The sequence below is a fragment of the Massilia sp. CF038 genome, from assembly GCF_900129765.1.
Taxonomy (GTDB): domain Bacteria; phylum Pseudomonadota; class Gammaproteobacteria; order Burkholderiales; family Burkholderiaceae_D; genus Telluria_A.
On the sequence record NZ_FQWU01000002.1, the window covers coordinates 1,119,770 to 1,142,554 of the forward strand.

At 63.3% G+C, this 22,785-nt stretch carries 16 protein-coding genes; 3 read left to right on the forward strand and 13 right to left on the reverse strand.

All coding sequences use genetic code 11. The features are described 5' to 3' along the window. Positions 1-3: 3 nt before the first annotated feature. The 10 genes from BUC24_RS15430 to BUC24_RS15475 form a co-directional block, all read right to left on the reverse strand. A complete protein-coding gene (locus tag BUC24_RS15430; protein WP_073217941.1) occupies positions 4-753 on the reverse strand; it encodes an SDR family NAD(P)-dependent oxidoreductase in 750 nt (249 codons plus the stop codon). Further along, positions 753-3,125, reverse strand: a complete 2,373-nt coding sequence (locus tag BUC24_RS15435; RefSeq protein WP_073217943.1) for a bifunctional salicylyl-CoA 5-hydroxylase/oxidoreductase — start codon at positions 3,123-3,125, stop codon at positions 753-755. The genes BUC24_RS15430 and BUC24_RS15435 overlap by 1 nt, the downstream gene beginning before the upstream one ends. Then, positions 3,122-4,801, reverse strand: coding sequence for an AMP-binding protein (locus BUC24_RS15440; RefSeq protein WP_143167541.1), 1,680 nt, complete (start codon positions 4,799-4,801; stop codon positions 3,122-3,124). The genes BUC24_RS15435 and BUC24_RS15440 overlap by 4 nt, the downstream gene beginning before the upstream one ends. A gap of 64 nt (positions 4,802-4,865) precedes the next feature. Continuing rightward, positions 4,866-5,591, reverse strand: a complete 726-nt coding sequence (locus tag BUC24_RS15445) for a response regulator (RefSeq protein WP_073217946.1) — start codon at positions 5,589-5,591, stop codon at positions 4,866-4,868. A 75-nt stretch (positions 5,592-5,666) separates the two neighbouring features. Further along, positions 5,667-10,565 carry a two-component regulator propeller domain-containing protein gene (locus BUC24_RS15450; RefSeq protein ID WP_073217949.1) on the reverse strand — a complete coding sequence of 1,633 codons (4,899 nt, stop codon included), beginning with the start codon at positions 10,563-10,565 and terminating at the stop codon, positions 5,667-5,669. Beyond that, positions 10,562-11,275: a response regulator transcription factor gene (locus BUC24_RS15455; protein ID WP_073217952.1), complete on the reverse strand. Its 714-nt coding sequence runs from the start codon at positions 11,273-11,275 to the stop codon at positions 10,562-10,564. The genes BUC24_RS15450 and BUC24_RS15455 overlap by 4 nt, the downstream gene beginning before the upstream one ends. Positions 11,276-11,289: 14 nt before the next feature. Continuing rightward, entirely contained in the window at positions 11,290-12,459 is a 1,170-nt protein-coding gene (locus BUC24_RS15460; RefSeq protein ID WP_073217954.1) for a patatin-like phospholipase family protein, read from the reverse strand. Between the two features lie 85 nt (positions 12,460-12,544). Then, a complete protein-coding gene (gene ggt, locus BUC24_RS15465) occupies positions 12,545-14,314 on the reverse strand; it encodes a gamma-glutamyltransferase (RefSeq protein ID WP_073217957.1) in 1,770 nt (589 codons plus the stop codon). Between the two features lie 52 nt (positions 14,315-14,366). Beyond that, complete coding sequence (locus BUC24_RS15470) at positions 14,367-15,125, reverse strand: 3-hydroxyacyl-CoA dehydrogenase (RefSeq protein ID WP_073217960.1); 759 nt, start codon at positions 15,123-15,125, stop codon at positions 14,367-14,369. Positions 15,126-15,211: 86 nt separating this feature from the next. Next, positions 15,212-15,613, reverse strand: a complete 402-nt coding sequence (locus BUC24_RS15475) for a hypothetical protein (protein ID WP_073217964.1) — start codon at positions 15,611-15,613, stop codon at positions 15,212-15,214. Between the two features lie 150 nt (positions 15,614-15,763). Here BUC24_RS15475 and BUC24_RS15480 point away from each other — a divergent pair, with 150 nt between their 5' ends. Together BUC24_RS15480 and BUC24_RS15485 are read left to right on the forward strand one after the other, a co-directional pair. Next, entirely contained in the window at positions 15,764-17,044 is a 1,281-nt protein-coding gene (locus tag BUC24_RS15480) for an acetyl-CoA hydrolase/transferase family protein (RefSeq protein WP_218606519.1), read from the forward strand. Positions 17,045-17,047: 3 nt separating this feature from the next. Continuing rightward, positions 17,048-17,857 carry a DUF4184 family protein gene (locus BUC24_RS15485; protein WP_073217970.1) on the forward strand — a complete coding sequence of 270 codons (810 nt, stop codon included), beginning with the start codon at positions 17,048-17,050 and terminating at the stop codon, positions 17,855-17,857. A gap of 238 nt (positions 17,858-18,095) precedes the next feature. Here BUC24_RS15485 and BUC24_RS15490 read toward each other — a convergent pair whose 3' ends face one another. Next, the gene (locus BUC24_RS15490; protein WP_073217973.1) at positions 18,096-18,980 is read right to left on the reverse strand and encodes a LysR family transcriptional regulator; all 885 of its coding nucleotides are present in this window, start codon (positions 18,978-18,980) and stop codon (positions 18,096-18,098) included. Positions 18,981-19,058: 78 nt separating this feature from the next. On the opposite strand from BUC24_RS15490, the gene BUC24_RS15495 reads away from it, so the two are divergent. Beyond that, positions 19,059-19,466, forward strand: coding sequence for a DoxX family protein (locus BUC24_RS15495; RefSeq protein WP_073217976.1), 408 nt, complete (start codon positions 19,059-19,061; stop codon positions 19,464-19,466). Between the two features lie 130 nt (positions 19,467-19,596). Here the strand turns inward: BUC24_RS15495 and BUC24_RS15500 are convergent, their stop codons facing one another. Together BUC24_RS15500 and adk are read right to left on the reverse strand one after the other, a co-directional pair. Continuing rightward, positions 19,597-21,762 carry a sodium-translocating pyrophosphatase gene (locus BUC24_RS15500; protein WP_073217978.1) on the reverse strand — a complete coding sequence of 722 codons (2,166 nt, stop codon included), beginning with the start codon at positions 21,760-21,762 and terminating at the stop codon, positions 19,597-19,599. A 164-nt stretch (positions 21,763-21,926) separates the two neighbouring features. After that, positions 21,927-22,583, reverse strand: coding sequence for an adenylate kinase (adk, locus tag BUC24_RS15505; protein ID WP_073217981.1), 657 nt, complete (start codon positions 22,581-22,583; stop codon positions 21,927-21,929). Positions 22,584-22,785 lie beyond the last annotated feature (202 nt).

Here is a 22,785-nt window from a genome sequence, read left to right on the forward strand (position 1 = left end):
TCCTTACATTACCTCGCCGCCGGCCACTGCCAGCGACTGTCCATTCATGGCGCCCGATTGCGGCAGACATAGCCACACCACCGCGTCGGCCACTTCTTTTGTTTGCACCAGGCGCTGCTGCGGATTGCCGGCGGCAAGCTGGGCGCGCGCCTCGTCTTCGCTGCGGCCGGTCTTGGCCACAATAGTGGCCACTGCCTCGCGCACGATATCGGTGTCGGTAAAGCCGGGGCAGACGGCGTTGACAGTGACACCCCTGGCGGCTACCTCCAGCGCCAGCGCGCGCGTCATGCCGATCACGCCATGCTTGGCCGCGCAGTAGGCAGCCACATAACGGTAGCCCACCAGGCCCGCGGTGGAAGCGACATTCACGATGCGTCCCCAGCCCGCGTCGAGCATGGCGGGCAGCGCGGCCTGGCTGCAGTAGAAGGTGCCCGACAGGTTCACATCGAGCATGCGCTGCCACAGCGCCCCATCGGTCTTGCCGAACGGCGCCGAGCCGGCCTGGCCGGCATTGTTGATCAGGATGTCCACCGGACCGATTTGCGCGAATGCGGCGCTCACTGCATCGGCGCTGGCCACGTCCATCACCACAGTATCGGCGCCCAGCCGCTCCGCAGCAGCGGCCAGGGCAGGCTGGTCGCGGCCACTGATGGTCACGCGCGCGCCAGCGTCCCGCAGCGCAGTCGCAATGGCCGCGCCGATGCCGCGCGTGCCGCCTGTGACCAGAGCATGTTTGCCTTCGAGTGCTTTCATCAGCCCTCCAGCAGTCTGGCCGCAATCTGCTGCGGGCTCATGCCGGCAGCACCGGCACTGAGCTGGCGTTCGCGCTCCAGATTGCGTTCGAGCTGCTGCTTGGCGGGCCGGTACTGCTTGGGCCATTCCACCGCGCTGAAGCCGATTTTGGCCGCTTCGGTCAGCGTCCAGGCCGGATTGGCCAGATGCGGCCGGCCTACAGCACACAAGTCAGCCCGGCCTGCCGCGATGATGCTGTTGGCATGGTCGGCTTCGAAAATCGATCCAACGGCGATGGTGGGAATACCCGCCTCGTTGCGTACCCGGTCGGCAAACGGGGTCTGGAACATGCGGCCGTAGACCGGCTTTTCGCGCTTGCTGACCTGGCCCGAGGAGCAGTCGATCATGTCGGCGCCAGCCGCCTTGAACAGGCGTGCGATGGCCACCGCATCGTCGGGCGTGATGCCGCCCTCGACCCAGTCGTGGGCCGAAATGCGTACGCTCATCGGTTTGTCGGCGGGCCAGGCGGCGCGCATGGCGCGGAACACCTGCAGCGGATAGCGGCAGCGGTTTTCCAGGCTGCCGCCGTAGTCATCGCTGCGCTGGTTGGTCAGCGGTGAAATAAAGGACGACAGCAGGTAGCCGTGCGCGCAGTGCAGTTCGAGCCAGTCAAAACCGGCGTCGGCCGCAGCGCGCGTGGCCCGCACGAAGTCCGCTTCAATGCGGGCCAGGTCGTCCGCTGTGGCTGCGCGCGCCTGCTGCGACACACCAGCCAGATACTGCTGGGGCGAGCTTGAGACGAGCGGCCAGTTGCCCTCGGCCAGCGGCTGATCGATCCCCTCCCACATGACGCGGGTCGATCCCTTGGCGCCGGCATGGCCAAGCTGCATGCCAATATGGGCGCTGGTGTTGGCATGCACAAAATCGGTGATGCGCTTCCAGGCGGCGGTTTGCTCCGCGGTGTACAGCCCCGGACAGGCCGGTGTGATGCGGGCATCGGCCGATACGCACGTCATTTCGGCAAACACCAGCGCGGCGCCGCCCATGGCGCGTGCGCCCAGGTGTACCAGATGATAGTCGCCGGGCACGCCGTCCACGGCCGAATACTGCGCCATGGGCGACACCACGATCCGGTTTTTCAGCGTGACACCGCGCACCTTGTACGGCGTAAGCATCGGCAGCAAGCGCGCGTGCGGCGGCGCGGCCAGGCCGGTCTGCTCACAGGCGCGGCGGGCAATCCATTCTTCGAAGCCGGCCACGTAGGCAGCGTCACGCAAGCGCAGGTTTTCGTGCGACAGGCGCTGGCTGCGCGTGAGCATGGAGTAGGCAAACTGGGGTGCTTCCATGGCGCTGTAGCGCTCGACGTTCTCGAACCATTCCATCGAATTGCGCGCCGCACTTTGAATTTTAAGGACTTCAACGGCGCGCGCTGCCTGGCAGGCATCCAGTGCGCTGCGCGTGTTGTCGTGCGCGGCAAAGCAGCGCGCCAGCTCGATTGCGTCTTCCAGCGCCAGCTTGGTGCCAGAGCCGATCGAGTAATGTGCGGAGTGGGCTGCGTCGCCCATCAGCACGACCGGCGTGGCGCCATTCCAGTGCACCCACTGTTCGCACACCACGCGCGGGAAGGTGATCCACATGGCCGAGCCGCGCAAATGGCTGGCATTGGACATCAAAGCGTGGCCGTCCAGCTGGTCGGCAAACAGCTGCTCGCAAAAGGCAATACCTTCGGCCTGGCTCATGTCGGCCAGGCCGCTGGCACGCCACACGTCTTCCGGCGTCTCGACAATAAAGGTCGAAGTGTCGCCGTCGTACTGATAGATATGGGCCTGAAACCAGCCGTGCGCCGTCTGCTTGAAGGCGAAGGTAAAGGCGTCGAACTTCTTGCGTGTGCCCAGCCACACAAAGCGGCAGTGGCGCGGTTCGACCTGGGGCACAAAGGTGTCGGCGTAGCGCTTGCGAATGCGGCTGTTCAAGCCGTCGGCCGCAATCACCAGGTCGGCCTGGTAACTGAGGGCCAGCTGCTGATCGTCCTCGACCTCGCATTCAAACACCAGTTGTACGCCCAGTTCCTCGCAGCGCGCCTGCAGAATGTTGAGCAGGCGCTTGCGCCCGATTCCACAAAAGCCGTGGCCGCCGGAGGTGATTTTTTCGCCCTTGAAGAAGACGTCGATATCATCCCAGTGATTAAACGACTGCAAAATTGCGCGCGCTGTCTGCTCGTCCGCGCCCACCAGGTTACCCAGGGTCTGGTCGGAAAACACCACGCCCCAGCCGAAGGTATCGTAAGGACGGTTGCGCTCGACGACCACGATGTCGTGGGCGGGATTGTGCTTTTTCATGAGCAGGCTGAAATACAGGCCGGCCGGGCCGCCGCCGATGCAGACGATTTTCATGTGGGAGTCTTCAGGTCCGTGGTGGATGATGCGCGCAATTTGAAGCGCTGCAGCTTGCCGGTTTCGGTGCGCGGCAGCTTGTCGAGAAATCTGACTGCGCGCGGATACTTGTATGGTGCGATGGCAGCCTTGACGTAGTCCTGCAAGGCACGCGCCATCGCCGCATCGGGTGCAAAGCCAGGGCGCAGCACCACGTGGGCTTCGACCACCTGGCCACGCTCCTCGTCGGGGCGGCCGATCACGCCACATTCCGCCACCGCAGGGTGGCGCATCAGGACATCTTCCACCTCGGCCCCGGCAATGTTGTAGCCAGCCGAGATGATCATGTCATCGGTGCGCGAGCGGTAATAGAAATAGCCATCGGCGTCCATCTCGTAGGCGTCACCCGTGAGGTTCCAGCCGTCGAGCACATACTCGCCCTGGCGCGGATCAGCCAGATAGCGGCAACCGGTCGGTCCTTTCACGGCCAGGCGCCCGATCACGCCCGGCCCTACCGGCTTGCCGTCATGGTCCAGAATGCAGGCCTGGTAGCCCGGTACCGGCTTGCCGGTGGCGCCGGGACGAATCGCGTCGCCGGCGGCGGAAATGAAAATGTGCAGCAGCTCGGTCGCGCCGATGCCGTCGATCATGCGCAAACCCGTGGCTTCCTGCCATGACTGGCGCGTGGCCAGCGGCAGCGCCTCGCCGGCAGACACGCTGCGCGTCAGGCTGGACAAGTCGTAGTTTGCTGCCAGCGGCGCCATTTGCCGGTAGAAGGTGGGCGCGGTGAAGCATACTGTTGCGCGGTACTTGGCGATTGCGGCCAGCAGCGTCTCGGGCGTGAGCTTTTCAAGCAGCACGCCGGCCGCGCCAAATCGCAGCGGGAACAGCAGCAGCCCGCCCAAGCCAAACGTGAAGGCCAGCGGCGGCGTGCCAATGAAGATGTCGGCGGCCCCTGTCCCGAGCGTATGGCGCGGGAAGCAATCGCAAATGGCCAGCACGTCGCGATGAAAGTGCATGGTCCCTTTCGGAATGCCGGTGGTGCCCGATGTGAAGCTGATCAGGCAAACGTCGTCGGCAGCACTGTCGGCCGCGTCGAAGGGCGCATCGTACCGGGCCATGCGCGCCTCGAGCGCGGCGCTGTCGGCGTCGCCATTGAAGAACAGGACCCGCGCCGGCGCCGCAGGCATGGCGTCAATTTCGGCGCGCAAGCTGGCCGCGCACAATACCGCGTCCACCTGCGCCTTGTTGGCGATGGTCCCCAGTTCGGCCGCGCGCAGCAGCGGCATGGTGGGCACGGCAATGCAGCCGGCCTTGAGCACGGCCAGGATGCAGGCCGCCATCATCGGGTTGTTGGCGCCGCGCAGAAGCACCCGGTTGCCGCTGACCAGACCCAGGTCCTCGCGCAGCACGTGGGCGATACGGTCAACTTGCTGCTGCAACTGGCGGTAGCTCCACCTGGCATGCTCGCCAATGACCGCCACCCGGTCGCCGCCGCCGGCTGCCACTTGCGCATCGAGCAGCGCGGCCACGCAATTGAGACGGGCCGGGTAGGCCAGTTCGGGCAAGTCGAAGCAGAAGTCAGGCCACAGCGGCGCCGGCGGCAGGTGCGCACGTGCAAATGGATCCTGGTAGGCCGATGGCGACAGGGCCGCAGCCGTGGGGGCGCTCGCTGGCGCGGTGGTCAATCGTGTCATGGTCGCCCCACTCAAGGGTTGAGTCATCCGAAGGTGGATACTTTAGACCTAAACTATTGAACCATCAAGTAGATTCGTGTCCGTTTTGCAAACGGCGCAGCGCTTCGCTCTGGGCCATGACGGCGCGCACCGTTTCAGCCAGCACAATCTGGACCTGGGTCGCATCCAGCGGACCATCGGGGAAGTCGCGAATGGCGCTGGCCGCACTGTTCAGGCCCAGCGTCTGGCAACCGGCATGCAAGCGGTCCAGGCGCAGGCGCGCGCCGTCGTGATCTTCGTTGGCGAGCATTTGCGCCAGTTCGCCGCTGGCACCGGCCAACTGGGTATGAAAGCCGCCCAGATACAGCTGCAGGCGCTCACCGTCGATCCCCAGACGCGCCATGGTGGCCAGTGGTGCTTCCGCTTCCGGCTCGGGCGACGGCTCGGCCGTCAGCAGCGGCGCCAGAAAGGCATTGACCTGGTTGCCGTCGAAGGGTTTGATCAGGTAGCCGTCGGCGCCCAGGCCGTTGGCGCGCTCGATGGTGGCATGGTCGCTGGCCGAGGTGACCAGCACGAAGGGCATGGCCGCCAGGCGCGCATCGCCCTTCACGCGCTGCAGCAGTTCCATGCCCGACAGGCGCGGCATGCGTAAATCGCAAAAGCAGATGGCGGGATTGGCGCCGTCCACCAGTTGCTGCCAGGCGTCCTCGCCGTCGTCGGCCTCGAGGATGTCGAACTGGCCACAGGCGTCGACCAGATGCATGAGCACCATGCGCGAGACAATATCGTCATCGACCACCATCACTTTCATGCCTATCTCCGTTCGCCAATGTCAGCTGCGCACCGCGCCCATGTTACCGCAAAAAATCCAGCCGCCGACAGCGTTTCAGGCCGTCGACACCGAGAATTGGTCAAGCAGTTCGCGCAGGCGCGGCAGGCCGTCGGTGACGAGCGCCCATTGCGACTGATCGGCCGCCATCTCCAGCTCGCTGCACAGCGCGTGCAGCTCCGTTGCTTCGAGATAGGCGGCGCTGCCCTTGATCCCGTGCAGCAAACGGCCGGCCACGTCGCTGTCGCGCGCGGCCACTGCCGCCTCCAGGTCGGCGCGCCGCGACGGCACGTCATTGGCGAACGCGGCGCGCATGCGCGCCTTGAGTTCACCATTGCGGCGGTCGGCATTCTGGGCGGCAGCCACCGCCAATGGCGTGGGACCGGTGAACACCCCGAACATGGCATCGAGTTCGATCGTGCTCGGTGGCCGCGGGCGGGCCGGCTGCATCATCGGCACCATGGCCACGCCGCGCCGCAACTGGCGTTCAATTGCGCGCGAGAGCTGCAGGTGCAGTGCCGTTTCGTCAATCGGCTTGGACAGGAAATCGTCCATGCCGCTGGCCAGATAACGGTTGCGGTCTTCTTCGCTGGCGTTGGCCGTCAGTGCCACGATCATCAGGTCTGGGTCGCGCACCGGCGCTTCGGGCGGCCCGCCAGCCCGGATCAGGCGGGTAGCGGTCGATCCATCCATCTCGGGCATGCGTCCATCCATCAGAATCAGGTCATAGCGGGTGCGGGCGCAGGCTGCCACCGCAAGGGCGCCATTATCTGCGATATCGACCTTGTGGCCAAGGTCTTCCAGCATCATGCGGATGATGATCTGATTGGTCGGGAAGTCTTCCGCACACAGCACATTCAGGCAATGGCTGTGCGGTTCAAGTGAAACATGCTGCACTTCAGGCGGCGCCACCCCGTCGGCCAGCGGCAGCAGCACGGAGAAGATGCTGCCCTCCCCCTCGCGGCTGTGGACCGTGATTTCGCCGCCCATCAGTTCCACCAGCTGGCGGCAGATCGCCAGGCCCAGGCCGGTGCCGCCGTAGCGCCGCGTGGTGGTGCTGTCGGCCTGTTCGAACTTCTGGAACAGCCGCTCCAGCGCCGCCGGCGCAATACCGATGCCGGTGTCGCGCACCGAGAAGCGCACCATGTTGATGCGCGGCCCATCATGCGGCTCGCCTGGCAGCGATTCGATCGTCACCTGCACTTCGCCTTCGTTGGTGAACTTGAAGGCGTTGCCAACCAGGTTGACCAGCACCTGGCGCAGCCGGGTCGGGTCACCGACCACAAATTGCGGCAGATTCGGCGCCAGCTCGATATCGAAGGAAATGCTGTGCGCGGCGGCCTGTTCTTCAAACAGGCTGGCCACGTTTTCCAGCATCGGGCCAAGCGCGAAGTCGATGTTCTCGATGGTCAGCTTGCCAGCCTCGATCTTGGAAAAATCGAGCAGGTCGTTGATGATGGTCAGCAGCGACTGGGCGTTGGCCTGGCCGCGCAGGATCTGCTCGCGCGTGTTGTCCTGCAAGCGCGTATCGCGCAAGGCGAAATTGAGCATGCCGATCACGCCCGCGAGCGGGGTACGCATTTCATGGCTCATGTTGGCCAAAAATTCCGACTTCTGACGGGTGGCGTCTTCCGCCTTCTGTTTGGCCAGGCGCAGGCGCTCGTCATTTTCCTGGAGCGCGCGGTTGGCCAGCGCCAGCTCCTCGGTATTGAGGCGCACCTGCTTTTCCTGTTCCAGCAGCCTGGCCTGGGTTTCTTCCAGCTCGCGGTAGGCGCGCGCGTTGTCCAGTGCGACCGCCGCGTGGGCGGCCAGGGTCTGCAGCATGTCCAGATGCACGCGCCGATACGCGTTCTTCTCGACGCTTTGCACGCACAGCACCCCCATCATGCGGTCCTTCACAATCAGTGGCACGTACATCATGGCCACTGAATTGGAGCGCGGACTGCCGTCGCGCCGCAGCACCGGCGTGGGCGGCTTGCTTTGTGGCCCGCTCAGGTAGTTATCGTATTCCGCTTCCAGGTCGTTGATGAACACCTCGCGCCGGTTGCGCAGGCACCAGACGGCAAACTGGCGCTCATCGGCCAGGGAGCGATTGTAATGTTCACTGCGCACGCCCTGATCCATCGCGAACGGGAATTCGACCACGCCTTCTTCTTCGTTGTAAAAGCCAATCCCGAAAATACGCGCGTCCATCAGGTGGTGCACGTGGCGGTACACGGTCATCATGATGGTTTCCATGTCGAGCGTGGCAGTCAGCTCGCGTCCGATTTCGGACAGCACCGAAATATTGCGGTGGGCCTGCTCCACCTTCTCCTTCTGGCGCTGTACTTCTTCTTTCTGGCGTTCGGCATCGGCACGGCGCTGTTCCGCCTCGGCGCGCTGGTCAACGGCGTCGCGGCGTTTTTCTTCGAGTTCGCTCTTCTGGTATTCGAGCAGGCGGTTCTGCTGCTCGATTTCGAGCGTACGCGCGCCCACCTGGCGCTCGAGCAGCGCCTTCTGGCGGCGCAGGCCGGACAGGCGCAGGAAGTAGGCGCCATACGCGCTGCTGAGAATGAGCAGCAGCGCGCCAGTGCGGAACCACCAGGTCTTCCACCAGGGCGGCAAAATGGTGATCGAGAGTGTGGCCGCGGCCGTGTTCCAGACGCCGTCCTTGTTGGCAGCCTTGACCCGGAATGTGTACTGGCCCGGATCGAGATTGGTGTACGTCGCGAAGCGCTTGCCCGCATCCGTGTTGACCCAGCCCTCGTCGAATCCTTCGAGCTGATAGGAAAACAGGTTGCGTTGCGGTGCGGCGTAATGCAGGGCCACGAATTCAAGCGAGAACACCGAATCGGCCGCAGCGAGCGTGAGCTCGCGGGTCGATTCAATCGGCCCCTTGAGCAGGCCCGGATGGGTAAGGTGGGCCGGCTTGTTGAAAATTTCGAAGCCGGTGATGACGGCGCGTGGTGCGATCAGATTGTCGCTGATGGCGTCGGGTCGAAACGCGGTCACCCCATTGAAACCGCCAAAATACATGGTCCCGTCGCTTGCCTTCAGGGCCGAGCCGTCGAAATAGGCACCCTCGATGGTGCCATCGACGGCACTGTAATTGCGCCAGCGGTTGTTGGCCACATCCAGCCGCGAAATACCGGTATTGGTACTGATCCACAGATTGCCGCGGGCGTCTTCCAGCATGGCGGCCACGCCGTCGTCGGACAGGCCATCGCGCACCGTGTAGCGCTTGAAACGCACATTGCCACTGGCGTCGATGCTCATGCGGTTCAAGCCGCCCGCCGTGCCCACCCAGACGGTACCGCGGCTGTCTTCCAGCAGGAAGTGGATCTCGTCGTGACTGAGACTGGCATTGTCGGCTGCGTCATGCCGATAGTGGCGGAACTTGCCGCTGGCGCGGTCCAGCATGTCCAGCCCATCGAAGGTACCGATCCACAGCCGTCCCTTGCGGTCTTCCAGCAGCGGGCGCACCACGTTGTCCGCCAGGCTGGCCGGATCGGCGGGGTCATGGCGCCAGGTGGTGACCTTGCGCGTTTGCGGATCGACCCGGTGCAGGCCGCCGCGCGAGGCCACCCACAGCATGCCGCTGCGGTCGGCCAGCAAGCCACGCACATTGTTGCTGTCAGGGTCGCCGCTGGCAAAATTGACCGGGTCGAATTTGCCGCTGACCGGATCAAGCTGGCCCATGCCGCTGTTACTGCCGACCCAAAGCGTGCCATCGCGGCTGCGCGTGAGCGCGGTGCCAGGCGCGGTGGTCTGGCGCAAGCGGTAGTAGCGGACAGCGCCTGTTTCGGTGTTGTAGTGATTGAGTCCTTCGTTGGTGGCCAGCCAAAGATGACCGGGGCCATCCTCCAGAATGGCGCGCACCTTGTTGTCCGACAGCGCAGAGGGCCGGTCGGCCTGGCGCACGATGCGGGAAAAGCCGCCGCTGTTCAAGTCGACCCGGCTCACGCCCGCGTACCAGGTGCCGATCCAGAAGGTGCCCACACGGTCGCGGTACAGGGCTGACACCTGGTTGTCGGCCATGCCGTGCTCGTCGCCGGCCAGATGGCGGAAGGAAGCGAAACGCTGCTGCGGCGGCTGCCACAGGTACATCCCGTCATTGGTGGTGCCAACCCAGATATCGGCATCGACGTCCTGGTGCAGGACGGTCACCCAGCCTGGCTTGAACCCTTGTTCCGGCCCGAAACGGCGGCGGCTGTCCGAGGCGCTGCCAATGGTCCAGGTTTCCAGACCGGCGAGCGACCCAATCCACAGCGTCTTGCCGCCTTCGACCAGCAAGGCTTGCACGCTGTTGTACTTGCTCTCGCGGCCGGGCGCCGGGTGGTGGTCGAACTTGCTGGCGCCAGGTGCCAGGCTGTCCAGGCCACTGTGGGTGCCCACCCACAGGCGCCCGCTGGCGTCGCGCGCCAGTGCATTGATCTGGTCGTGCGACAGACTGGTGCTGTCGTCCGGTACATGGTGGTACACCTGAAAGCGCCCGCTCTCGGTATCGAAATGCTGCAAGCCGTCGCTGGTGGCCACCCACAATCCATTGGCGCCATCGTCAATGATGGCGCGGATGTGGCGGTTGCCGTTACCGCGCCGCTCATGCTCGTCCGGCACGTAATGGCGAAAGCGCTGTTTCACCGGATCGTACAGATCCAGGCCGCCGTCGGTACCGACCCACAAGCGTCCCTTGCGGTCCACGAACAGGACCCGCACCCAGTTATTGGCCAGCGTGCGCACATCATTGACGGCATTGCGGTAGGTGATGAAACGGTAGCCGTCAAAGCGCGACAGGCCGCCCTGGCTGCCAAACCACATGAAGCCGTCGGTGTCTTGCGCCACCGCCAGCACTGACTCCTGCGCCAGCCCCTGGTCGACGCTCAGGTGCTCGAAGCGCAGCATGCGCGCCGGCGCCGCCACGGTGGCGGCGCCAAGGCAGCACAACAGCGCCGCCAGCAGCAGGCGCAAGAGCGTCATGTGGCGCCGGCCGCGCACGCGCGTACGCGGCGCTCCTGTTGCGCCACCGTGAGTGCCACCGCCGCCAGGTCAGCGGCAAGGACGGCGGCATCGAGCACGGCGCCCGTGCCCAGCTTGAGCGAAGCTGCCGCCTGCCAAAGGCCCAGCGTCATGCAGCCATTGTGCATCGCATCGACGCGCAGCGTCGCTTCCTGGGTCCGTCCTTGCGCGAGCATCGCGCTCAGCTGGACCTGCGTTTCACTGACTTGCGTGGCGAATGCGGCCAGATACGTGAGCAGCCGCTCTGCGCCAATATTCAAGCGCGCCATGGTTGCGGCGGGCGCCTCGGCCAGCTTGTCGATGGTGAGTTTGAAGATCTTGTCCAGATGAGCACGTGCCTCGGCCGGCAGCAGCGGCTTGAGGATATAGCCAACGGCGCCCAGGCGCACCGCCTGCAGCACCGTTTCGCGGTCAGAAGCGGACGACACCAGCACCACCGGCAGCGCGCCATGATCGGGATGGGCCTTGATCTTCTCCAGCAGCTCGATGCCCGACATGCGCGGCATGCGCACGTCACAAAAACAGATGGCCGGGGCCAGGCCGTCTTCGATCAGGGTCCAGGCCGACTGGCCATCGTCGGCTTCGACCAGATCGAAAATGTCGTACTCGCCCAGCAGGTCCATGAGCGCCATGCGGGCCACCGCATCATCGTCAACGATCAGTGCTTTCATTCGTGTTTCCTTGTCTAGTGGCCGAAAAACGCCAGCACGTCGTTCTTGCGCGCATGGGTATCACGCTGACCCAGACGGATCAGCTCACAGGTATAGCTCGATTCAAACAGCAGGTACGAGGCCAGCGCCGCGCCGCGCGTCTCGGTCGCACCGATCCCCGACAGCATGGTGCGGATCGGCGCCGGGAGACTGGCCGTGTGGCGCGCCGCAATCGCATCGAGCCGCTCGGACGGCGCAATCACCAGCAGCTCGACCGGTTTCAAAGGGGTCTTGTCAAGATACTCCTGGGGCAGCATCGACAAGGTCAGGTTGATCCGGTTCAGGCGCTCGATATCGACCGCCAGCGAATCAAGAAAAATCGACGACATCGCGTGGCCGGCGATTTGCGCCAGGCTCGGATAGCGGGCCTGTTCGGCGCCAGCCTGCGCCGGTTCGTGCAAACGGCCGGCGCCGATCACCAGCACCTTGGTCGCGCCCAGGTGAATGGCCGGCGAAATCGGCGCCAGCTGGCGCATCGAGCCGTCACCGCAATACTCGCGCCGGCTGCCCATGTACAGGGGCACCGCCGGGAAGATGAAGGGAATCGCCGACGAGGCCAGCAAATGCTCAACGCCGATCTGGTCCTGCATGGCGATGCGCTGCATGCGCACCCAGGGCGCAATGTCGGCGGCGGTCTGGTAGAAGGTGACGTGGCTACCGGCCGTGTAGCTCGATGCCGTCACGGCCAGCGCATGCAGCAAGCCTTCGGACATGACGCTGTCGAGGCGGGGCAGATCGAGCATGCGGTGCAGCAGGCCGGCCAGCGGCGTGTTGTCCAGCAGCGAAGCCGGTGGCGCGGCGCGCCATTTGCGCAGCAGCCAGCCAAACGAGAGCAGCGACAGCCAGCGCGCGCCGGACCGCAGCACGCCAAGCGAATCGGCGCGGTAGACCTGGTCGACGGTGAAGTTCTCCCACACGTCGAGCAGCTTTTGCACGCCCTCGCCAAAATTATCGGCGCGGCAGGCCAGCGCGACGGCGTTGATGGCGCCGGCCGAGGTGCCGCAAATGATGTCAAACGGGTTGCGTGCGGGGCGCCAGCCCTCTTCCCACAGGATCTGCGAAATGGCTTGCAGCACGCCGACCTGGTAGGCCGCGCGCGCGCCGCCGCCAGACAGAATCAGCCCTGTTTTTTGTTCTATTCCCATACAGCAAGGGTATCAGGGTCCGGCCCGTTTGCGAAGGAAAAACCTTGCAGATTTTGCATTTTTTGACGGGTGTGGGCTGGCAGCCTCAGTCGCCTTTGCCCACGCCCTCGCGGCGGGGATCGGCGCCGCCAAACCACCACGGCTGGCCATGAATCAGGATCCGCTGCGCCCCCTGCGAGCCGGAATTCATTTCGTAGCTGCGCAGCTGGTGGCCACGCGCCTTGAGGGCGTCTTGCTGGGCCGGCGAAAAGCGCCCCGTTTCCAGTTCGGTGGGCCCATTGCGGCTGCCAAAATTGGGCAGGCTGATTGCCTGCTGCATGTTCAAGCCCCAGTCCAGCGTGCCCACCAGCGCCTTGGCCACATAATTGATGATGGTCGGCCCGCCTGCCGAGCCGACCGCCAGAATCGGCTTGCCACTGGCGCGGTCAAACACGATGGTGGGCGACATGGCACTGCGCGGGCGTTTGCCAGCCTGGACCCGGTTGGCCACCGGCCCATTCGCATCGCGCGAGTCAAACGAAAAATCGGTCAGCTGGTTATTCAGGATGAAGCCGCCCACCATCTGGCGCGAGCCGAAGGCGTCCTCGATCGAGGTGGTCATCGACAGGCCTGCGCCCTTGGCGTCGAATACCACCACGTGCGAGGTGGACGGGGTTTCAATCGCATTGTCGCTGCCCCAGGCCACTTCGGTGGCAAACGGCATGCCGGCTGGCGCCAGGCCCAGCGATTTTTCACCGATCATCCCGGCGCGCCGTGCCAGGTAAGCTTTGTCGATCAAGGCATCGATGCCGCCTTTGGGCAAAGGCACGAAATCGGTGTCGGCCACATAGCGGTTACGGTCGGCAAAGGCGAGCCGCCCCGCTTCCGAGAACACGTGGATCGCTTCGGTCCCGAGCACGCCGTCGACCGGGGCCAGCGCCGCCATATCGCGCGAAGCGAGTATGCCCAGCATCTGGGCAATGGCAATGCCGCCCGACGACGGTGGCGGCATGCCGCATACGCGGTAGGCGCGGTAATCGCTGCAGACAGGTTCGCGCAGTTGGGCGCGATAGGCGCCCAGGTCGGCAGCCGTCAGCAGGCCCGGATTGTCAGGATGGGTGGCAACCTTGCGCGCAATGGCGTCGGCCATCTCGCCTTTGTAGAAGGCATCGGCGCCGCCCTTGGCGATGGCGCGCAGCGTGCGCGCCAGATCTGGATTCTTGAGGATGTGGCCCCCTGGCCAGGGCTTGCCGTCGTGGTAAAAATAGGCGTTGGCGGCCGGGTCGCGGCGCAGGTGCTGCTCGCCATTGAGCAGCCGGTACAGACGCGGGCTGACGGCAAAGCCATTTTCCGCCAGCGCGATGGCAGGCGCAAACAGGGTTTTCCAAGGCAGCTTGCCGTGCTGGCGCTGCGCCATTTCCAGCATGCGCAGCACACCAGGCGCGCCCACCGAGCGGCCGCCCACCACACCGGTCACGCGCGAAACGGGACTGCCATCCGGGTTCTGGAACAAGGCTTCGGTGGCAGCAGCAGGCGCGGTCTCGCGCCCATCGTAAGCTTGCAGCTTTTTGCCATCGAAATACATCAGGAAAGCGCCGCCGCCAATGCCCGACGACTGCGGTTCCACCAGGGTGAGCACCATTTGCGCTGCCACGGCAGCGTCAATGGCGGTGCCGCCCTGGCGCAGCATCTTGTAGCCTGCCTCGACCGCATGCGGATTGGCAGCCGCCACCATGAAGGACTTGGCCGCCCAGCCGGATTTTTCGGCATAGCCGGTGGCCGCTTCCGGCGCCACCGCACCCGCGTCTTGTGCAAACGCGGGCGCCATGGCGCAGGCACTGGCCAACGCAAGCGCCAGCAACGTCTTCTTGGTCATGCTTTTCTCCCGCTCTTCCTTGCGAACAAGCGGGTATCGTACAGGAAAGCGCTTACTTCGGCTGCATGCGGATCGCGCCATCGAGGCGGATCGTTTCACCGTTGAGCATGGTGTTTTCGATGATGCACTTGGCCAGGTGCGCGTATTCGGTCGGACGGCCGAGGCGCGGCGGGAACGGCACCATGTTGCCCAGCGCAGTGCGCACTTCTTCCGGCATGCCCATCAGCATTGGCGTTTCAAAAATGCCAGGGGCGATCGTCATCACGCGGATACCGCTGCGGGCCAGGTCGCGTGCCATGGGCAGCGTCATGCCGGCCACGGCAGCTTTGGAAGACGCATACGCAGCTTGCCCGATCTGGCCGTCAAACGCGGCAACCGAGGCGGTGTTGATGATAATGCCGCGCTCGCCCGACTCGCCTGCGTCGAGCTTGCCCATGGCATCGGCCGCCAGACGCGCCATGTTGAAGGTGCCGACCAGGTTGATGTTGACGGTGCGCTGGAATACCTCAAGCGGGTGCGGGCCATCCTTGCCCACCGTTTTGACCGCAGGCGCCACGCCCGCGCAATTGATCAGGCCACGCACGTTGCCCAGGGCAGCAGCTGCGGCAACAACGGCCTGGCCGTCTGCTTCGGAGGTGACGTCGCACTTGACGAAAGTGCCCTTCAGTTCGGCAGCCAGCGCCTGCCCGGCTTCGACTTGCACGTCGGCCAGCACGACCTTGGCGCCCGCTTCGGCCAGCATGCGCGCAGTGGCTGCGCCCAGGCCCGAAGCGCCGCCGGTGATGATGAAGACATTGTTCTGGATTTGCATGGTGGGTCCCTTAAAGTTCTTTTATGACGTTTACGTAAACGTCAAGTAGCGCCATTGTAGCGAACTTTGGAAGGGAAAAACCAGCATTAAAAACATTGCACCGTGATGCCATTGTTGCTGCATAACTGGCCCTGGGGACCGATCAAGGCATTGCCGACACCGCCCTTGTAACTGCCGTCCTGGGCTTGCGGCGACGGGATCGGTTGCGGCAAGGCAGGCTGCGGGACGGTGTGCGCCGGCGGCACAATGCCCATCGCAGGCGGTGCAGGACGCACTGGCATGCCATCGACAATTTGCCGTACGGCACGCCGCTTGGGCGGGGTGTTACGCGGTGTCAGCTTGGGGCCGTACGGTTCGTTCTTGGCTTTGTCCTTGGGGGGCGGCTTTTCCGCGCCCACCCGCGGGGGCGGTTCAGTTGCCCAAGCATAATTGCAAACCAGCGTCGTGCTGAGGATCACCAGAATCAGTACAGGTTTCAGGATGCTCATGATCGGCCTTTCGTCAGCTACCAGCCTGTATTATTGTCCCCGGCGGCGCTTTGCGATAGGGTGACACGGCGAATTCAGTAAGCGCACGGTCAGCTTGGGCACTTACCATGGAAAAAAAGACCAGGAGACAGCATGCAAGCAGCCCAGCAAATGTACGAGGACAAATTATGTGATCCGTTTGCCGCCATTGCGCTCTTGCGCGATGGCGATACCATTGTGGTCCCCACAGGCGTGGGTGAACCGCCGTCCCTGCTGGGCGCGCTGTCCGAAGCGCGGCGCCAGTTTCAGGGCATCCGCGTCGCGCAGATTCTTGCCATGCGCAAATTCGGCTACTTCGACCAGGAAACGGCGCATCACGTGCGTCACGCCGCATTGTTTTTCGGCGGCGCCTCGCGCGCATCGGGCCAGGGCGGCTGGTGCGATTTCATTCCCAATTATTTCTCCGAAATTCCGACCCTGATCGAGCGCGGCCTGATGCCATCCGACGTGGTGTTTGCCCTCGCCTCGCCGATGAATGAGCAAGGCTTCTTTGCGCTGAGCCTGGGGGCGGATTACACCATGGCCGCCGTGGCCAAGGCGCGCGTGGTGGTGCTGGAATGCAACCCCAACGTGCCGTTCGCGCATGGACAGTGCCACGTGCATATTTCGCAGGTCAGCGCCGTAGTCGAAAGCAACGAGCAAGTGCTGGAAGTGGGCTTGCCCACCATCGGCCCGGTGCAGGAAGCCATTGGCAAATACGTGGCTGACATGATTGACGATGGCTCGACCTTGCAGATCGGCTATGGCGGCATTCCCGACGCCGTGGTGATGCAACTGAGCGAGAAACGCGACCTGGGCATCCACACCGAAATGCTGGGCGACGGCATTTTGACGCTGGTGGAATCGGGCGCCGTCACCAATCGCAAGAAGACTCTGCTGCCTGGCAAGATGGTGGCGACGTTCGCGCTGGGCTCATCCAAGCTGTACCGCTTCATGCATCACAACCCCATGATCGAGATGCATCCGTCCAACTTCACCAACGATCCTTATATCGCAGGGCAGAATGACAAACTGATGTCAATCAACGCCAGCCTGCAGGTGGACCTGCTGGGCCAGTGCGGGTCCGAAAGCATCGGTCACCTGCCCTATTCCGGCACCGGTGGCCAGGTCGACTTTGTGCGCGCAGCCAATCGTTCGCGCGGGGGCAAGTCCTTCATCGTGCTGCCGGCGACCGCGAAAGATGGGACCATCTCGCGCATTGTGCCAACGCTGGCGCCGGGCACGCACGCCACCACCAGCAAGAACGATGTGAATTATGTGGTGACGGAATTTGGCGTGGCGCAGTTGCGCGGCAAGTCGGCCAAGGAACGCGCGCAGGCCTTGATTGCGATTGCGCATCCGGACTTCCGCGCGGAGCTGAGGGCGGCGGCTAACAAGATGTGCGTGTTCTAGACGGTGCCGTTCACGTTTTCGCACCCGGCAGCGGTGCTGCCATTGCTGCGACCACTGGGGCGCTTTGGATCGCTGTCGGCGCTGGTGATTGGCAGCACGGCCCCGGATCTGTCCTTCATTGTGCCGATGGGTTTATCGCGGGCGCAGACGCATGCACCGGCAGCCCTGCTGACGTACTGCTTGCCGGCTGGCTTGCTGGCGTATCTGGCGTTTCATCTGATACTCAAGCTGCCCTTGCTGCGACTGAGTTCCGGTAGCTTGCACGACCGGCTGTGCCAGGTTGCCGCAGCGCCGCTGGCTACGTGGCGCGCGGTGGTGGCATCGCTGCTGTGCGGCGCTCTCACCCACTTGCTGTGGGATGGGTTCACCCACCAGGGCACGGTGATCGTCGCGGCCCTGCCGTTTCTGCGGCTGCCTTTGTGGGCCGGTGATGGCTACACATTTTACGTTTTCAGTGCCCTGCAGCAGCTAAGTTCCGTATTGGGATTGATCGTGCTTGCGGTCTGGCTGAAGCGCCGTTACGGCAACTCAACTGGACATGGCAGCGGCGCCCGCGATACAGAGATCGCGTTCGCCAGCCGGACGGCCGCGCCGCTGCGGCCACGGCTGCGCATGGCCATCCTGGCCGGGTTTGTCGTCATCCCCTTCATTGCCGGATTGCTCGTCGCATTCGCCGAGAACCCGGCGCCAGTCACCGCGAGCGATTTCAGGTTCTTTTTCGCATCGTTTATATTTACCGCCTTGCCAGCACTGGCAACGACGCTGTTCGCCTATGCGCTCGCGTGCCAGGTGTGGCGCCGTGCCGCGCCTTGAATACCACTTCGAGAACTTCTCACCCCAATTGATAGGCGGTATGAAGTCAATAAAACATTGCTGCTCGTCATCGGATAAAAAACACCATTCCTTGTAGCCGAAGTCGTAGTCGGTTTTGGCCAGCCAATGGGCTCAGCCACCTTCCTTGATGGTCATGTTGTGTTTATTCATTGCAGGTTCTATATTCATTCTCAACCTTTCATCGCGATCGTCGCTTTCGTGCGCATGGCGCCGTCATCTATTCCAGCGACAAATTGGCCGCCAAATATCCGAACACGGCCGACACGCGCCGCAGATGGCGCGACTCGGCGTGCGTCAGCAGCCATAACTCGGTCTGGCATTCATCGAGCACCTCGCTCAGTTGGGTCAGATCTTTGCGGCCGCGCGCCAGAAACATGGGCAGGACACCGATGCCCAGCCCGTTGCCGATCAATTCGGCGACGGTCAGAATGCTGCCGACCCGATAGGCTGGCTGCACTTTTGGATAATGCTTCTTGCGCCACAGGACCGAGGGATGCTCGGGCAAGCCATCGTCGGGCGCAATCCAGGTGGCACTTTCAAGGCGCTCGCGGCTGCCTGCCACAGCCTCTTGCGTTCGCGGGCCATACAGTGCCACGCGCACCGGTCCAATATGTTTGCCGACCAGGTGCGGCGGCGGACGACGTGTCGCGCGCAAGGCGATGTCGGCGTCGTGCCGCGTCAGATTGGCCAGCTCATTGCCGGCGTGCAGTTCAAAACCAAGCAATGGATGCAGCTTCTGCAGGCCGAGCAGACTGGGGCCAATCAGCGCGTGCAAAAACGTGTCCGTGGTCGTGATGCGGACTGTGCCGGCCACCTGCTCCGGCGCGCTCTGTGCAGCCGAACGTGCCAATTCCAGGCGCGCTTCCATCTGCTCCGCGTGAGCGGCCAGTTCCAGCGCCAGTTCAGACGGCAGGTAGCCCAGACGCGAACGCTCGAACAAGCGCTGGCCCAAGCCTTTTTCTACCCGCTGGATGGTGCGGAACACGGTGGACGCATCAACGCCCAGCCGCTCACCCGCCTCGGCCAGGGTCCCGCTGCGCACCAGGGCAAGCGCGACTTCCAGATCCAGTGCGCTGAGTTGGTATTGCGTTTTTGCATTCATAGTTTGCAGGGCCGCCTATTTTCATTGCGTTTTCGAAATACTATAGTGATTCCACTTGAACCTCAATGGAGAAACACAATGAAGACATCGAACCAGTCCGGCCTGACCCTGCTGCGTGTCAGCCTGGGCATCATGTGGATCGCTCACGCTTTGCTCAAGCTGCTGGTATTCACGCTGCCGGGGACGGCAGCTTACTTCGATAGCATTGGCTTGCCGGGCTTTCTGGCCTACCCGGTGTTTGCTGCCGAATTTATTGGCGGGGTGGCACTCGTGGTGGGACTGTATGCGCGCCAGGTGGCGCTGATGCTGGTGCCGGTCATGGGCGTGGCGGCGACGGTGCATCTGCACAATGGCTGGGTGCATACCAGCGCCGGCGGCGGCTGGGAGTATCCGGTGTTTTTGATTGCGGCATCGATTGCGCTCTGGTTGTCGGGCGACGGCGCGTGGAGCATTCGGCGCAGCGGCCGGTTTGTGCCGGGGGTGTAAACAGCAAGCTCCAAACAACATCGTCCCCGCGCAGGCGGGGACCTATTCCATACTAAGACTTCGGTAGCGTGGGATAGGGCCGGCGCACGCGCCGGCGCCTTCGCGAGGACGATGTTTGATGCGCTGCGTGTTAGTTGACTGGCGCAGGCTCCGCATTATCCTTCGGCACCAGCATCTCCGGCGACGAAGGCGTTGGCATGACTGCCGGCGGCATCACGGCCGCTGGCGCATGCACCGCAGCCGGCTGCGTCACGGCGATCCAGCCCACCGCGGGCAGCAGCGGCACCAAGAGCAGCGCCACAATGTTGATGATCTTGATCAGCGGGTTGACTGCCGGGCCGGCCGTGTCCTTGTACGGATCACCCACGGTGTCGCCGGTAACGGCCGCCTTGTGCGCTTCGGATCCTTTGCCGCCGAAATTGCCATCCTCGATGTACTTCTTGGCGTTGTCCCAGGCACCGCCGCCCGTGGTCATGGAAATGGCCACGAACAAACCTGTGATGATGGTCCCCATCAGCAAGCCGCCCAGTGCCGCAGGCCCCAGCAGCATGCCAACCACCACCGGCACCACCACTGGCAGCAGCGACGGCAGGATCATTTCATTGATGGCCGAGGCAGTGAGCATGTCCACCGCCTTGTCGTATTCCGGCTTGCCGCTGCCATCCATGATGCCCTTGATGTCGCGGAACTGGCGCCGCACTTCCACCACCACGGCACCCGCCGCGCGCCCGACCGCTTCCATCGCCATGGCGCCGAACAGGTAAGGAATCAGGCCGCCAATGATCAGACCCACAATCACCATCGGGTTGGACAGGTCGAACGACACCGTCTTGCCTACCGATTCCAGCGCGTGCGTGTAATCGGCAAACAGCACCAGCGCCGCAAGACCGGCAGAACCGATGGCGTAACCCTTGGTCACGGCCTTGGTGGTGTTACCGACGGCGTCGAGCGGATCGGTAATGGCGCGCACCGATTCCGGCATGCCCGACATTTCGGCGATGCCGCCGGCGTTATCGGTAATGGGACCGTAAGCGTCCAGCGCGACGATAATGCCGGCCATCGACAGCATCGAGGTGGCGGCAATCGCAATGCCGTACAGCTGCGCCATTTCGTAGGACGCCAGAATGGCCGCACACACGGCCAGTACTGGATATGCGGTCGACTTCATCGACACGCCCAGACCGGCAATGATGTTGGTGCCGTGACCGGTGGTCGAGGCTTCGGCGATATGGCGCACCGGCTTGAATTCGGTCCCGGTATAGTACTCGGTGATGTACACCATCAGCCCGGTCAGAACAATGCCGACCACCGCGCAGCCCATCATCTTCATGCGCATTGCTTCGTCGCCCCACATCAGCCAGGTGACGGCCGCAAAGCCGATCAGCGACAGGCCGGCAGCCCACCACAGCCCCGTGTACAGAGCCGACATGATTTTTTTGCCCGGCTTGGCCTTGACCAGCGAGCACCCCACGATGGAGCCGATGATCGAGACGGCGCCCAGCAGCAGCGGGTAGATGACCGGGGTGCTGCCAGCATTGGTGATCATCAGTGCGCCCAGCAGCATGGTGGCGATCAGCGTGACGACGTAGGTTTCGAACAGGTCGGCGGCCATGCCGGCGCAGTCGCCCACATTGTCGCCCACGTTATCGGCAATCACGGCCGGGTTGCGCGGATCGTCCTCGGGGATGCCCGCTTCAACCTTGCCCACCAGGTCGGCGCCAACGTCGGCGCCCTTGGTGAAAATGCCGCCGCCCAGACGGGCGAAAATGGAGATGAGCGAGGCGCCGAAGGCCAGGCCGATCAGCGGCTTGATCACATCATGCGCATTGGCGTTGGCCGGCGCCTGGGCGATGAGCATCCAGTAGAACAGCGTGACACCCAGCAGGCCCAGGCCGACCACCAGCATGCCGGTGATGGCGCCGCCCTTGAAGGCGACATCGAGCGCTTCATTCATGCCCTTGGTGGCTGCCTGCGCGGTGCGCACGTTGGCGCGCACCGACACGTTCATGCCGATGAACCCACAGGCCCCCGACAGGATCGCGCCAATGGCGAAACCAATCGCGGTGTTCATATCGAGGAGGAAGAAAATGGCAACCAGCAGCACCACGCCGACAATGCCGATGGTGCGGTACTGGCGCCCCAGATAGGCCGCGGCACCTTCCTGGATGGCTTGCGCGATTTGCTGCATCCTGGCGTTGCCAGGGTCCTGCTTGAGAATCCAACTGCGCGTGATCAGCCCATAGATCACGGCGATGAGGCCACATCCGATTGCGAATAGTAGAAACTTTGCTGCCATGTCGTCCCCTTAGCTTTTTTAATCAAGTAACACAACCACACATTCGAAAGACCGGATAGGTCAACCTTACTGCGTACTGCAAAACATTGAATCGAAAACTGGTGCGACGGATGGCAGCCATCCGCAATGAAAAAGCGGACCAGGAGGTCCGCTTCTTGCGATACTTATTCGGCCAGGGCCGCGAATGCCGCCTCGCGGACCGCGTCAACAGGTCCGACACCGGAAATGCGGCGGTATTTTGGCGCGCCAGGCTGGCCCGATTGCGCCCACTCGTTGTAGTAGCCGAGCAGGACTTCGGTCTGGTTGTGGTACACCGCCAGGCGTTTCTGGACGGTTTCCGCCTTGTCGTCTTCGCGCTGGATCAGCGGTTCGCCGGTGACATCGTCGATGCCTTCCACTTTTGGTGGGTTGTTGCGGATATGGTAGACGCGCCCCGATGCCGGATGCGAACGGCGCCCGTCCATGCGGTCGACGATGGATTCGTCAGGCACGGCGATTTCGAGCACGTAGTCGACATTGATGCCGGCTTCTTTCATGGCGTCGGCCTGCGCGATGGTGCGCGGGAAGCCGTCGAACAGGTAGCCGTTTTGGCAGTCAGCGTCTTTGAGGCGATTTTTGACCAGGCCGATCATGATGTCGTCCGAGACCAGGCCACCTGCGTCCATTACTTTTTTTGCCGCCATGCCCAGTTCAGTGCCGGCTTTGATTGCAGCACGCAGCATGTCACCTGTGGAGATTTGCGGGATATTGTATTTTTCCTTGATGAAGTTAGCCTGGGTGCCCTTGCCGGCGCCAGGCGCTCCTAACAGAATGAGACGCATGAAAATTCCTAAAGCAGATTTTAAAATTGGTGGTGATGCATATGCTGAACCTTGGTACGAAACTTACCACAAAAGTATGTGAAAACGCCAATTCCGACCCGATTTGCCCCATTTTTGCTTGATCCAGCGCAGAACAAGCTGTTTTTGTTATTCGGTAAGACTGCAGTAAGTACATTGCATAAAATTGCTGCTACATCGCGCT

What these genes read in the sequence shown, in the direction of transcription:
- BUC24_RS15430 (WP_073217941.1), bottom strand. Translation starts at nt 753, where the DNA reads ATGAAAGCACTCGAAGGCAAACATGCTCTGGTCACAGGCGGCACGCGC.
- BUC24_RS15435 (WP_073217943.1), bottom strand. Translation starts at nt 3,125, where the DNA reads ATGAAAATCGTCTGCATCGGCGGCGGCCCGGCCGGCCTGTATTTCAGC.
- BUC24_RS15440 (WP_143167541.1), bottom strand. Translation starts at nt 4,801, where the DNA reads ATGACACGATTGACCACCGCGCCAGCGAGCGCCCCCACGGCTGCGGCC.
- BUC24_RS15445 (WP_073217946.1), bottom strand. Translation starts at nt 5,591, where the DNA reads ATGAAAGTGATGGTGGTCGATGACGATATTGTCTCGCGCATGGTGCTC.
- BUC24_RS15450 (WP_073217949.1), bottom strand. Translation starts at nt 10,565, where the DNA reads ATGACGCTCTTGCGCCTGCTGCTGGCGGCGCTGTTGTGCTGCCTTGGC.
- BUC24_RS15455 (WP_073217952.1), bottom strand. Translation starts at nt 11,275, where the DNA reads ATGAAAGCACTGATCGTTGACGATGATGCGGTGGCCCGCATGGCGCTC.
- BUC24_RS15460 (WP_073217954.1), bottom strand. Translation starts at nt 12,459, where the DNA reads ATGGGAATAGAACAAAAAACAGGGCTGATTCTGTCTGGCGGCGGCGCG.
- ggt (WP_073217957.1), bottom strand. Translation starts at nt 14,314, where the DNA reads ATGACCAAGAAGACGTTGCTGGCGCTTGCGTTGGCCAGTGCCTGCGCC.
- BUC24_RS15470 (WP_073217960.1), bottom strand. Translation starts at nt 15,125, where the DNA reads ATGCAAATCCAGAACAATGTCTTCATCATCACCGGCGGCGCTTCGGGC.
- BUC24_RS15475 (WP_073217964.1), bottom strand. Translation starts at nt 15,613, where the DNA reads ATGAGCATCCTGAAACCTGTACTGATTCTGGTGATCCTCAGCACGACG.
- BUC24_RS15480 (WP_218606519.1), top strand. Translation starts at nt 15,764, where the DNA reads ATGTACGAGGACAAATTATGTGATCCGTTTGCCGCCATTGCGCTCTTG.
- BUC24_RS15490 (WP_073217973.1), bottom strand. Translation starts at nt 18,980, where the DNA reads ATGAATGCAAAAACGCAATACCAACTCAGCGCACTGGATCTGGAAGTC.
- BUC24_RS15495 (WP_073217976.1), top strand. Translation starts at nt 19,059, where the DNA reads ATGAAGACATCGAACCAGTCCGGCCTGACCCTGCTGCGTGTCAGCCTG.
- BUC24_RS15500 (WP_073217978.1), bottom strand. Translation starts at nt 21,762, where the DNA reads ATGGCAGCAAAGTTTCTACTATTCGCAATCGGATGTGGCCTCATCGCC.
- adk (WP_073217981.1), bottom strand. Translation starts at nt 22,583, where the DNA reads ATGCGTCTCATTCTGTTAGGAGCGCCTGGCGCCGGCAAGGGCACCCAG.